This window comes from Arenicella chitinivorans, assembly GCF_014651515.1.
In the GTDB taxonomy this organism is placed as follows: Bacteria; Pseudomonadota; Gammaproteobacteria; order Arenicellales; family Arenicellaceae; genus Arenicella; species Arenicella chitinivorans.
The window spans coordinates 52371-65520 of sequence record NZ_BMXA01000009.1 but is presented as its reverse complement, the minus strand read 5'-3'; the positions used below and the strand labels follow the sequence as shown (position 1 = coordinate 65520).

Sequence of the window (13150 nt, the reverse complement as noted above, 5' to 3'; positions counted from 1 at the left end):
GACATTCAATTAGTGTGCCACCGTAAGCTGCCCTTGCGTGGTGGTAATAGTGGCTTGTTTAATGGTCTTCGCGGTGTAGGTTTCAGACAATACCGTGTTTACCGCAATGTAGTGATTAATTAGCTTTTCCGATGTCAGGTCGACGCGCACATAGCCTTGGTGCAGATTGTCAGTCCAGATCACTTCGTCTAATTCAGACTCAAACAGTCTGTCGAGTTGCGCCGCTACCGGCAAACTCCAACCACTTTCGACAAAATCACCGGGTGAGGAAACACCTGCAGTACCAATTTCGATTCCCATCGCATTGCCCCGCTCGTCGGCCAGTTGGTTTAGCCAAAAACTGTGACTGTCTCCGGTTAAGAACACCATATCTTGGATCCCATGCGCTCGACATTGCGCGTACAAGCGTTCACGCGCTGCGGGGTACCCGTCCCAGGTATCAGTGTAAAACGGCAGGTGATATTTCCCCTTCCAAAATAGCGCTTTGGCGGCGTTGCTTTCGAGCTGCGCGGCTGGCTCATTATCGGTAATCCCGCTCGCCGCGACATCCGGAACCAGCATACGCGCAATCGGACTGGCATTGCCAATCAGTCGCCATGGCTGGTGTTGCTGCCGGGACTGCGCGAAGGCATCGACTAACAGTTTCTGTGTTGCTGGCGATACCATTTCCCGTTGAGGATCAGCAACTACGTTGGCTTTAAACACGTCCGCATCGGCTTGTGACTGGATGTCATTCACATAGTCAAGGTAGTCAATTTGTTGCGTGCGTGCGGTGTGACGTGACTCCAAGGTGACAATGGTCGCGAGGTTTCCAATATTGTAGCGACGAGAGAAAGCGAGACGTTTCTGTGCATCGATTGGGTCACGCACTGGCATCCATTCATAATATGCCTGCACCGCTGCGGCGCGACGATCAGACCAATCGCCTTCGCTGTCTGCTTGGTGGTTCTGCGCACCGTTTAACCAGGGGTTATTGGCGCTTTCATGGTCATCCCAACAGCAGATCATCGGGTGTGCAGCATGCATTGCTTGGCTGCCATGATCCGTTTTGTATTGCGCATGCCGCGTACGGTAATCACTCAACGACACCGTTTCATGTGCTGGGCTGTGTACTCGGTCGAGTTTACGTGCAATGTCAGCGCCCCAGCCATCGGCACCGTATTCGTAAATATAATCCCCAGTATGGAGAACCAGATCGACATTTGCGTCATTGGCAATAGCATCGTACGCATTGAAATAGCCAAAGGCAAAGTTAGAGCATGACACCAGCGCAATGCCATACTGCTCAACATTGCCAGTCGGCAGCGTCCGAGTGCGTCCGATCGGCGATGTTACACCCTTCACCATAAACCGGTAGTAATAGCGTTGGCCCGGTTGTAACTTCTTTGGGACCGCCTTCACGGTGTAGTCCGTGTCCACACTGGCGACAGTCGACCCGCTGGCAACGAGTTGCGCAAACGTTGGTGATAACGAGACTTCCCAACGCACCGATGCGGGCGCATTCACCTTGACTCGAGTCCAAATAACCACACTGGTTTGATCCGGGTCGCCACTGGCAACGCCGTGCTGGAAGATCGTTGAGTTTGAAATACCGTCTAGCTCTGTGTTCGTGGCAGGCAAATGTGGTGTGCGGTGTCCGCAAGCTGCCAATACAGCGCTGGCGATCGCGGTTAATACGGTTCGTCGATGCATAAGTCAGTGTTTGGTAGTGTGTGCATTGCTGGCATTATTTGACCGCGCGCCTTCTGTGCCCGCGGTCTAATTTCATCATACAGCCAACAGCTCAGAAGTCGGCGGAAACTGTGACGACTGTCGTACGAGCGGCCCCTAACCAGGCACCAAACCCAGAAATACCGCCAAGATACGACTCATCAAACAGATTGTTTACCACCAAACCGAAATCCAAACCGCTTAACTCATCACTGATGGCGCTGCCCTTGGCACCTAGGTATAAATCTGCTGTGGTGTAGGCCTCTGCCACCTGAGTATTGGCGCGATCAATAAAACGATCATCAACACGCTTTGCACTGATGCCAGCACGATAATCCTCGTTAGCCCAATCCGCGGAGAATACCCATGAAGTCTCGGGTGTATTGACGACTTGATTGTCAGGAAATACCCCTAGCGCGGCATCGGCTGCTGCGCCTAATCCGGTGCCGACATACGACGCATCAATGTACGTGAAAGCACTGTACAACGACAATGTGTCACTGGCTAAATAGGTACCAGAAATCTCAAAGCCGTCAGTCTCAATGCCACCTACGTTGTCATAGCGACCATCGGTGCCGATCGTGTAATTAGGAATATTACCGGCTTCCTGCGCACCAAAAAACTCCAGCCGATTATCAAACGTGGTGTTGAAGTAAGCGAAACTGCCACGCAACACGTCGCCGTCGTAGCGAACCCCAATCTCAAGATTTTCAGAAGTTTCGGGCTCGATGTTTGAACTGTCGACTGCATCACGCTCCAACACCAGGTCATTAAGTGCTTTGAAGTTCTCCGAATACCCAGCAAACAGCTCTGCACCTGCGATTGGCAGATCCCAGCGGAAGCCACCGGAAAACAAAACATCGGAATCTGAATTCAAGCGACTTTCGTTGGCTGCATTGAAATTGTCTTGGCGCTCGACATCCACGAAGAATTGGCGTACACCCAGCGTGATCGTGACCGAATCAAGGTTAATGCTGTCTTCCAAAAAGTAATTTAGAACCTCACGCGGATACTCGCGATCGTACTGAACATAATATGGTTGAGCATTGAACTCAGGGCCAACACGAGTGTCTGTGATTTTGTGCCAGTCACGCCATTCTTTTCGGGCTTGATCTTCATACCAAAAACCCCCGCGTAGCTCATTGGCAACGCCGCCCAAATCTAGGGCGTAAGTAAAGTCTGCGGTGAGGCCAAGCCGATCTTTCTCATAGTGCGTATGACGGTACGATTGTACGGCAATGGCATCAGCGGGATAACAGGCTGGATCAAACTCAGCCCCAGCACCACCATACGGAAACGTGATACTGGATTCACAACCCGCACGAGCTGTCAGGGCATTACCCTGTGCGTCAACAAAGTAAATAGCACCAACAATGGGGTCGCCAAATGCGGTCACTCCGCCGGTAATTTCAGATTGTGGACCACCTTGGTCATCGATGACGTCCACAATTTGCGGAGGTACCCAGTCGCCTCGGCCTTCGTTCTTGTGCGTATAGAGGCTGGCTGTGACATCAAGGCCGCTGTCAAACGTGGTTTCAAGTTTGAGATAACCAAAGATATTCTCGCGTAACGTCGACCAGCCTCGGCGATGTACTTGATCAACATAGGGGATGCCAGTCCAGTCCGCTATCAATCGGTCGGTGCTTGGGTCGGCTTCGAATTCCCCAAGCGTGATTCGCTGATAATTATCTTCCTGCGTATCATCGTAACTCAGATAGCCCGTTAAACTCGTGCGGTCGAACTGGGAAACAAATTTTAGCGCTAAATGGTCGCGCTCATTTTCAGCCGCCTGAGAAATCCAATCGGTAGCCTCCTGATGCGACGCTGAAATATAGGCATGTGTGCTGTCGTTGAAGATCGCACCGGTGTCGTAACTTACCGCATACCGCAGCGCGTCATGACTCCCAGCCGACACCTGTACACTCGGCGTCGCCTGATCGCGCGGGTCACGGGTACGAAAATCCAGTGTGCCGCCCAATGCCTCGAGTGAGCGAGAACCAATATCCGCCGTGCCTTGAGAGACATTGACCCCTTGCAGATTCGAGGAGTCAATGAATCGATTGGCCTTTGAGCCACCGCCATAATTCGACTCTCCATTTGGCAAGCCATCAATAGTGATACCAACCTGTTGCTCTGACAAGCTGTTCTGAAAACCGCGAAGATTAATGGTTGTCGACCAGTCATCGAAACCAAAGGCATCGCCCTCTGTGATGTTCACGCCGGGTAAATTGTCAATCGTGGCAAGAACCGATGTGATGGGATTTTGCTGTTCCTGCATCACGCCGGTGGTTGATTGGTTGGCGAATATTTTTTTCTTAGTAACAACGACAATTTCTTCAATTTCGTTGGTATCAGCCTGCGCAGCAGAGCTTGCAGTCGCGGTTAAGACCGCCAACATCAGTGCTTTAGTTCGGAATAACATGAGTCGATAAATTAGGGGATTGTTATGGGGGAAAACCGAGTCTCAGGCTGCCTGATTACGATGATGTGACGTGTCGATGATGGTTATATGACAATCACTCTCATAGTGTCATCCGCTTGCAATCTCGGATTCATCGAGCCGAAAAAGAGTCCATAACCAGAAAAAAAATACGCTTCTTTTCCAGCCACTTATGGCACAATACTCACCTACTCTATCAATGTGTTATCACAAGGAGGTCATGGCATGGCGGAAATTCAATCCACGATTTATTTCAAACACCCAAGCAGTCGTAAACAAGGACAACTACTCAAACTGTTTAAGTTAATTGATGCGGAGTTAGAAGATGCCTACGCATTGGCCAACAAGCTGAACCCGGACGGTGGTCGCGACATTCTGGCTTCGTTCGTTGATAAATTGGCACAAGATCATGGTGCAGACCTGTGTCCGGAATCGATTACCAAACACAGCGGTTATGGTGTGGTGTATTTTATTAACGGCGGTAGCGGCGATTACATCACTGGCCTGACAGTCAAGTTGGTAAACGATTTGTGTCCGGAAGTCCATGTTCAAGGTTGGGGCGCGGGCGATGATGACCCCTGGGAATTCTGGTTTAAGATCTTTGACGGTCGTGTGGTTCGGTATGACGACCAACCTTGGGAGGACGACGACGAAGACGCCCGTCTATTGGCGACCGTCTATCGTTGGTGGCACGAGGACATGCCGACCAAGATCAGAGTGGGATTTTTAAATGAATCGCGCGAGGTGGAACCAGCCGAACTATCCGACGACGATTATGATGACTGGGTTGATGCGCTGCACGACCGAGCCTACGATGATGATCCGGTATCTCAAGGCGTTGAACCGGCCTTAGGCAAAGAAGATGTCAAAGAGATGGTCAGTGCAATCACCGAACTATTTTCGATGTTCAAGGCATCCTCCAAGGCGTCACAAGATCCCCAAAAAGAGGCCTTCAAAGCAGAATCTATCAACGAAGACGACGTATTGGCCGCATTCGACGATATCTCGGTCTGTGAGCGAAACTTTGATTTAGATGGCTCACTCAAGCATTTCTCTAAGAACTTGTGCGGCCAAACGTCAGTTTTAGATGACGACTTCCCTAAACCTATCCCCGTTAAATATGGGCTGTATAAAATGGGGTTGGCTGCGGTTTTAAACGAGAGGTCTAAGTATCGCGTGAATCAAACAGTAGACGGCTTCGCGTTATTGGACGACGGGCGTGGCGAACTCAGCTACAACTCGGTAACGGAATATATCGAACCGGGTTCCAAACGCCCGATAAAAATGCATACCCGAGACCGCGCGATCTGGGCGATTGAAAATGGCAAACTGCAAATCGTGGAACTACATTCTGAAGAGTATCTGCCGAACTAATATTCAGACCGTTAAGCACTTTTATCACTTTCTTTGCTCGCGGAGTCCTCGATATTCCCCAGATGCAATAATGGCGACGCGTCAATCTCAGTCGCATCCATCATGCTGGCCACGCGTTGAATTGCGGAGATTATCATTGATTGCTCCCATTCCTGCAGCTGTTCGAACTGCACAGTGAATTTGTCTTGTAGCGGAATGGGCGCACTCGCAAGAATTTGTCGCCCCTGTTCCGTGAGGCTTACGTGTACTTTTCGTTTGTCGTCAGTCGAGCGTTGTCGGCGCACCAATCCGCGGCTTTCTAAGCGCGCCAAGATATTGGTTGCCGTCGACTGACTTACGCTCATTTGTTGTGCCAACTCGCTGATCTTCTTATCCTTGTTCGCTTCAATGGTTTGCAGCAGCAGTATTTGGGGGGATGTCAAACCTATGGTTTTTGCAAGGTATCTTGAGTGGATGTCAGTTGCTCTAATCACGCGGCGCAGAGCAATAAGAACCTCTTCAGCTTTATTCACGGCAATCTATTCTCAAAAAATCTCAATGAATCCAAGTTGGAGAATACGTTCAAAAGTATCTCCGGGTAAAGCGGATAAACACGCCCATTTACCGATCAATGCCTAAGTGCGAGACCCCTACGGCGAGATACTTTCAATTAAAAGCACTAAACCAACAAAAAATGATGGAAAGCCATGTGTCTTTTTGTGATCAACCGCAATAAATGTTAGCATTCGCGCCAAATTACGTTTCATAACATCAATTAGATAATAGTTTCAATTCAAAATATTATTGAATTGACGCTGAATTAAAAAAGACCGGGAGTTTTTACGCTACATGCTCAATAAAAAGAAAATTGCACTTGCTGTGGCCATGGCGAGTGCCGCAACGGCAAACGCACAAAATGGCAAAGTTATCGAAGAAGTTGTGGTCACTGCGACCAAACGTACAGCAAGCACACAAGATATTCCGATCGCGGTGTCTGCGGTTAGCGAGGAATCTTTAGAGCAGCTAGGCATCAGCAACTTTTCCGATTACTTGGTGCAACTGCCCGGCGTGACGGCAGGTGGCAGCGGCCCCGGTCAAAACACGATTTACATTCGCGGGGTCGCCTCGACCACGCCCAATCTGACGACTGCGGGCGTTGCTGGATTGGCTCCGAATGTAGCGCTTTACCTTGATGAACAACCACTTGCGCAACCGGGCCGTAATTTGGATGTCTACACTGCAGACATGCGCCGCGTGGAAGTGCTCAGCGGTCCTCAAGGCACGCTGTTTGGTGCCAGCTCACAGGCTGGAACAGTACGCTTGATCACCAACAAGCCGGATCCGACTGGACAGTATGGGAGTATTAAAGCCGGCTATGCCACCACCAAGTCAGGTGATGACAGCCACAACATTGAAGCAATGTTGAACTTCCCTGTCAGTGAAAACTTTACTCTGCGCGGCGTGGTATATCGTGACACCCAAGGTGGCTACATCGATAACACTCCGGGCTTGCTCAATGTTTCTGAAAGCGCGCGATTCAGACCTGTTGGTACGATCCGAGCCAATGGCGTACCCGTTAATAGCGCCCGCGCTGGCTTTCAATCAACCGCTGACCTGAGTAATGTCAATTTTATCAACGCGGATAATTCGGCGCTGGTCGAAGAGAATTTCAATGAAAGCACCTACACCGGTGGGCGCCTCAGTGGCCTGATCGATCTCAATGATGAATGGAGTCTGTTAGTCTCACATGCGACACAGGACCTTGATTCAGATGGTGTCTTTTTCGCAGATCCGGATTTGGATGATCTGCAAATTCAACGCTACGAAGATGATCGCATTGAGGACAGTTTTGACAATACGAGTTGGACACTGCAGGGTCGCATCGCCGAGCTAGAGGTTGTTTATACCGGCGCCTACACTGATCGAACCACAGATCAAGTCGTCGATTACGCTGATTACATGTTCGTTGGTCAATACCTACCTTACTACATTTGTGATTCCTCCGTGTCGTACCCAGGGGATGCCGCACCGAGCGGCACCTGTCAGGCACCGAACATGTTGGTCGACAGCCTTACTGAAACGACCGTGCAAACCCATGAGTTACGAATCAGCACCTCAGAAGAACACGCGGTTCGTGCGACCGTCGGTGCGTTTTACAGTGATTTAGAGCTTAAAGAACGAAACGATTTCACCTATCGCGGTTCTGAATTTGTCGATGGCTATGGTGTACAAACTGGCTTTTCACCCAATTTCCCGTTCACAACTGGATTTATCTCCGACGCGGGCCCCTTCCCGGCTGGCGTCATTTTCAGAAATGATGTTCAGCGAACCGATGAGCAAATTGGGGCTTTTGGTGAGGTAACTTGGGACGTATCCGATCAATTTGCACTAACCGTTGGTGCGCGATACTACGACATCGAAGTTGATTTTGAAGGCAGTGCCAACTCGTCGTTCTGCAATCTGTTTCAAGATGACGTAGATGCATTTGGCACGGACATTAGCGATCTTTATAACGGCGACGGACAGATAACCTTCCGCGGCACCTGTGATCCGAGCGCGCAGATCACGTATACGGCGGACACCGTCGACGAGAACACGCCAGCAGTGGTTATCGCCGCACTGAATGCGCCGGACAAAGCCAAAACCGACGGCACAATCTTCAAATTAACCGGTAATTGGACACCAGACGCGAATCAACTCTATTACGCCACAATTTCCGAAGGGTTTCGCCCTGGTCTGTTGAATCGACCGGGTGGCGCGTCGAATCCAGCGGGCACTTTCAGCGTGCCATACGCGCTGGATACCGACGAAGTTGTAAATTATGAATTGGGTTGGAAAACTGACTTAATGGCTGGTGCTTTACGTCTCAACGGTAGTGTTTTTCATGTGCAAATCGAAAACCTCCAAACCACCATCTTAGATCCAAGTATCACCAATCTGTTCTTCTCCGATAACGCGGCTAATGCTGAAGTAACCGGACTTGAAACTGAGTTCATCTGGCTTCCCGATCTGGCTGGCCTGACCGTGCGCGGTGCCGCATCGGTGCTCGATTCTGAAATCACTGAGGTACTGACGCCAACCAATGATGTTCGCCAAGGTGATGAATTGGCGTTTGCACCTGGCTTTCAGGCAAATTTGCTGGCACGTTACGAGTGGAACCTCGACGGGGATAAAGTGGCGCACGTTATGCCACATGTCGCCCATTCAGATAAGTCCTACTCGGATATCATTACGATTAACCGTGCGCAGATCGATAGCTGGACCATGTTCGGTGTCACGGCTGGCGTTTCCACCGAAAAATGGTCAGCTGAAGTGTATATTGATAACCTAACTGACGAACGTGCCGAATTGTCACGTAACTTCGTTAATGATCGTCATCGTGTTTCTTATGCTCGACCCCGCACAACCGGTATTCGATTTTCATACAGCTTTTAGACTAATAACAAACTGACAGCCAAATTGATTAGAATGCCCCGAGTTTTGGGGCATTCTCTATTTTGAGTACTCCGCATTGAATACGCTCAATACCAAAAGCTCCAAGCTCAGCGACATTGAAGTGCATATGCGTGCAGGCGAATTCGAAGCCGCACGAGCCTCACTTGCAGCACTTTTGGAGGAATCGCCTGATGATCCCGAATTACACTATCTGACCGCGGTATGCTGTCGTTACCTCGCAAATTATGATGCCGCGCTTGAATCGCTCGGCTCCTTGAAGCGATTGTCGCCGGACCATAGTCGCGGCATGCAGGAACAAGGGCACTTATTGGTCGCCGTAGGGGAACCGCGGCGAGCGCTGGAAGCGTACGCCCGCGCGACGCAACTAAATCCGGCACTCATCCCGAGCTGGCGCGCACAAATCAAGTTATTAGCACAACTAAAGCTCAACGCCCAGGCTGAATCGGTAGCCCTACAAACCAAAAGAATTGCCGCATTGCCGACACCGTTACTGCACGTAATCGAATTGCGTGCGCAAGGTAAATTGCTCAAAGCGGAGCAATTATGCCGTCGGTTTTTACAGACAAACCCAACGCACGTCGAAGGCATGCGCCAATTAGCGGACATTGGTGTTCGACTCGGGATATTGGAAGACGCGGAATTCTTACTTGAAAGCGCATTGCAATTGGATCAAGGTCATGTCGAGGTCACCGTTGATTACATTCAGGTTCTACGCAAACGTCAAAAACACCAACGCGCCTTAGAGCAAGCACGTTCCCTAACGGAGCGATTCCCGAGTAATCCGCAGTTTCGTTCATTGTTTGCCATCGAAAGCATGCAGGTTGGTGATTACCCGACCGCAATCGAAAACTTTGATCGCGTGTTGCAAGCGCTACCCGACGAACCCGCCACCCTGACGTCTCAAGGTCATGCATTCAAAACCATGGGTAATCAAGCTGCGGCGGTAGACAACTACCGACGTGCACTCGCCGCCAATTCACGCCATTGCGAGGCTTGGTACTCTCTGGCTAATTTGAAGACCGTGCGGTTCACGCGCGATGACTTCAACGCCATGCAATCATTACAATCCGATCCATTGTTGGTTTCGGCAGATCAGATTTATCTGCATTTTGCACTGGGCAAAGCCCATGAAGATCGCGATGAATACGAAGCCTCATTTAGGCACTACGCAAAAGGCAATGAACTAAAACGACTTCAAAGCCGTTATGATGCACAGCAAATGGCAGACGAGTTTCGTGCGATACAACATGTTTGCAATGCAAGCTATGCTGACCGTATTGCCCGCGGCGGATGTCCGGCAGCAGACCCCATTTTTATCGTTGGGTTGCCACGTTCAGGGTCCACCTTGTTAGAACAAATTCTGTCATCACATAGCCAAGTGGATGGCACGCTTGAGCTTCCTAATATACTGGCTCTTGCGCACAGCCTGCGACGTGGGGACAGACTAAGCAACGAATCGCACTACCCCGCTGTGCTCGCAACACTGACCGAGGAGCAACGGGTCGCTTTTGGTCAACAGTACTTAGACGACACGCGGGTACACCGAGCGGGCGCGCACTACTTCATCGACAAGATGCCAAATAATTTTCGTCATATTGGACTAATCAAAGCCATTCTGCCCAATGCCAAAATTATTGATGCTCGTCGAGACCCCATGGCGTGTTGCTTCAGCGGTTTTAAACAATTATTCGCTGAAGGCCAAGAATTTAGCTACAGTTTGCACGACATCGGCCGCTATTACCGTGACTATGAGGAACTGATGACGCATTGGCGACGGGTATTTCCGGATTCAATATTGCATGTGCAATACGAAGACGTGGTTAACGATCTCGAAGGCCAAGTACGTCGTATCCTGCACTATTGTGGTCTCCCTTTTGAAACCGCCTGTTTGGACTTTCATGCTACTCAACGTGCTGTACGCACAGCCAGTTCAGAACAAGTACGTCGCCCCATTAACACTGATGGCCTTGACCAATGGCGGCACTATGCGCCTTGGCTAGATCCTTTGGTTCACGCACTCGAAAACACGTAGACAGTTGATAAATACCGCAAGATGAATAACAAAGAATCAAGTCACAAAAACACCCTACTGGGCTTATCGGTCGACAAGCCAGTCTTTACTATCTCCCTGGCGATGCTTGGTTGTTTAGTTGGCTACGCCGGGCTAAATCCAGAACACAGCGGCAAGCTATTCGCCAGTTTGCAGGCCGGAATCGTTCAGTATGCGAGTTGGTACTATGTATTGGTGGCGGCCATTATTTTGGTGTGCGTGACGTTTCTCGGGTTTTCCCGAGCCGGCGATATTAAGTTAGGGTTAGATCACTCCGAGCCCGAATACTCCAACCTGTCTTGGTTTGCAATGTTGTTCTCCGCCGGCATGGGGATTGGCTTAATGTTTTACGGTGTGGCCGAGCCGGTGATGCACTTTATGTCTCCGCCCAAAGGCGACGGTGCAACCATAGAAGCCGCACGCGAAGCCATGCGCCTGACTTTTTTCCACTGGGGCTTACACGCCTGGTCAATTTACGCAATTGTGGCGCTGATATTAGGCTATTTTGCACACCGGCACGGTTTGCCGCTTACCTTGCGATCAGCACTCTACCCATTAATCGGCGAGCGCATCTATGGACCTTGGGGTACCGCAGTTGATGTCTTTGCGATTTTAGGAACAATCTGCGGTATCGCAACGAGTCTAGGCCTGGGCGTCATCCAAATAAACTCAGGCTTGGGACATTTGTTCGGTGTACCGATCAGTCCGCAGGTACAAGTCTTACTCATTATTGGCACAATGGCGCTGGCAACCGTGTCTGTCATCATGGGTCTGGATGCAGGGATCAAGCGTCTGTCTGAGTTCAATATGACGCTCGCTGCATTGCTTCTCATAGGCGTGGTGCTCGCAGGCCCAACAATTCTGATTTTTCAAACGTTTATGCAAAACATTGGCGATTATTTGTCAGAGATTGTATCCAAAACGTTCAACCTATACGCTTATGATCCAACTGACTGGCTCGGTGGTTGGACAATTCTCTATTGGGGCTGGTGGCTCTCGTGGGCGCCTTTTGTCGGCATTTTTATTGCTCGTATTTCGAAGGGGCGAACAATTCGGGAGTTTGTGTTTGGTGCCATGTTGGTTCCTTGCGTCTTCAACCTCTTTTGGATGAGCGCATTCGGAAACAGCGCGATCGACCTGATAAGTACCGGTGAGATGGCTAACCTTGGTGAAATCGTACAGCAAGATCAAGCGGTCGCTTTGTTCAATTTTCTTGAGAGCCTGCCTATGTCGTCACTACTGTCAGGAATTTCATTGCTGATGGTGGTGGTATTCTTTGTGACATCAGCAGACAGCGGTGCGTTGGTTTTGAACATGTTGTCCTCAAAAGGTGCCACCAATACCGCGATCCCGCAGCGTGTGCTATGGACTATTGCAATCGCATTAGTGACGACCGTACTGTTGTATGCTGGTGGGCTCTCGGCTTTGCAAACAGCCTCAATTGCTGGGGCACTCCCCTTCTCAGCAGCGCTACTATGGGCTATTTATGGTTTTTTCAAAGCATTGAGAGCCGATGTTTCAAAACGAGAGGTCGAAGTAAACTTACCGCCTGGGATTATGCAAGCGCAGACCGAAGATTGGCGTGATCAGATCAACGGTTTGTTGAGTTTTCCGGAGCCTAGCGACGTAAAACGATTCCTCAAAGCCAATGTTAAACCGGCGATGAATGACTTTGCACACGAAGTTCAATCACACGGCGTTGAATGCCAGATCAAGGATCAGATAAGTGAAAGCGGCGAGATCTCGCTCGTTGTACTCCAAAGTAACCAGGTGAACTTTGTTTATCGCGTGATCTGCGCCGAAGTGAATTCCAGTGGACAAAAAACCAACTCTGATTCAGAACTGAATTCGATTGAGAGTATGGTTCAGGCCGAAGTCCACCTAAGCGAGGGCGGCCAAGGCTACTGTGTCATGGGTTGGACTAAGGCTCAAATTCGTATGGACATCATTGGTCGATACGCGAACCACCTACGATTCCTCGACTCACTATAGTACATGCGTCCATTGACATCGCTCGTTTTTGATTGCCACATTCTTAGAGATTCGCGTTTTTTTTTCAGACTAAAGGCCAGTAGTAAAAAATCAGTGCTAAAATAAAAATAGTATCGGGTCAGACATATAGTTGTAGTCACTCCCCTGAA

7 protein-coding genes are annotated in these 13150 nt (G+C 49.9%); 4 read left to right on the top strand and 3 right to left on the bottom strand.

Going from position 1 to position 13150, the window contains the following annotated elements; translation table 11 throughout:
- Positions 1-9 precede the first annotated feature (9 nt).
- Complete coding sequence (locus tag IE055_RS16855; RefSeq protein ID WP_189402863.1) at positions 10-1692, bottom strand: alkaline phosphatase D family protein; 1683 nt, start codon at positions 1690-1692, stop codon at positions 10-12.
- 91 nt (positions 1693-1783) lie between these two features.
- Positions 1784-4132: a TonB-dependent receptor gene (locus tag IE055_RS16850; protein WP_189402862.1), complete on the bottom strand. Its 2349-nt coding sequence runs from the start codon at positions 4130-4132 to the stop codon at positions 1784-1786.
- Between the two features lie 243 nt (positions 4133-4375).
- Between IE055_RS16850 and IE055_RS16845 the strand changes: the two genes are divergently transcribed.
- Positions 4376-5524, top strand: a complete 1149-nt coding sequence (locus IE055_RS16845; RefSeq protein ID WP_189402861.1) for a hypothetical protein — start codon at positions 4376-4378, stop codon at positions 5522-5524.
- Between the two features lie 11 nt (positions 5525-5535).
- Here the strand turns inward: IE055_RS16845 and IE055_RS16840 are convergent, their stop codons facing one another.
- Entirely contained in the window at positions 5536-6036 is a 501-nt protein-coding gene (locus IE055_RS16840) for a MarR family winged helix-turn-helix transcriptional regulator (RefSeq protein WP_189402860.1), read from the bottom strand.
- 316 nt (positions 6037-6352) lie between these two features.
- On the opposite strand from IE055_RS16840, the gene IE055_RS16835 reads away from it, so the two are divergent.
- From IE055_RS16835 to IE055_RS16825, 3 genes are all read left to right on the top strand, one after another.
- Complete coding sequence (locus IE055_RS16835) at positions 6353-8938, top strand: TonB-dependent receptor (protein ID WP_189402859.1); 2586 nt, start codon at positions 6353-6355, stop codon at positions 8936-8938.
- A 127-nt stretch (positions 8939-9065) separates the two neighbouring features.
- Complete coding sequence (locus IE055_RS16830) at positions 9066-10991, top strand: tetratricopeptide repeat-containing sulfotransferase family protein (protein WP_189402918.1); 1926 nt, start codon at positions 9066-9068, stop codon at positions 10989-10991.
- Positions 10992-11012: 21 nt separating this feature from the next.
- The gene (locus IE055_RS16825; RefSeq protein ID WP_189402858.1) at positions 11013-13001 is read left to right on the top strand and encodes a BCCT family transporter; all 1989 of its coding nucleotides are present in this window, start codon (positions 11013-11015) and stop codon (positions 12999-13001) included.
- Positions 13002-13150 lie beyond the last annotated feature (149 nt).

Excerpts from the sequence above, each read along its gene's own strand:
- IE055_RS16850 (WP_189402862.1), bottom strand. The coding sequence starts at position 4,132 with ATGTTATTCCGAACTAAAGCACTGATGTTGGCGGTCTTAACCGCGACT.
- IE055_RS16835 (WP_189402859.1), top strand. The coding sequence starts at position 6,353 with ATGCTCAATAAAAAGAAAATTGCACTTGCTGTGGCCATGGCGAGTGCC.
- IE055_RS16830 (WP_189402918.1), top strand. The coding sequence starts at position 9,066 with ATGCGTGCAGGCGAATTCGAAGCCGCACGAGCCTCACTTGCAGCACTT.
- IE055_RS16825 (WP_189402858.1), top strand. The coding sequence starts at position 11,013 with ATGAATAACAAAGAATCAAGTCACAAAAACACCCTACTGGGCTTATCG.
- IE055_RS16845 (WP_189402861.1), top strand. The coding sequence starts at position 4,376 with ATGGCGGAAATTCAATCCACGATTTATTTCAAACACCCAAGCAGTCGT.
- IE055_RS16855 (WP_189402863.1), bottom strand. The coding sequence starts at position 1,692 with ATGCATCGACGAACCGTATTAACCGCGATCGCCAGCGCTGTATTGGCA.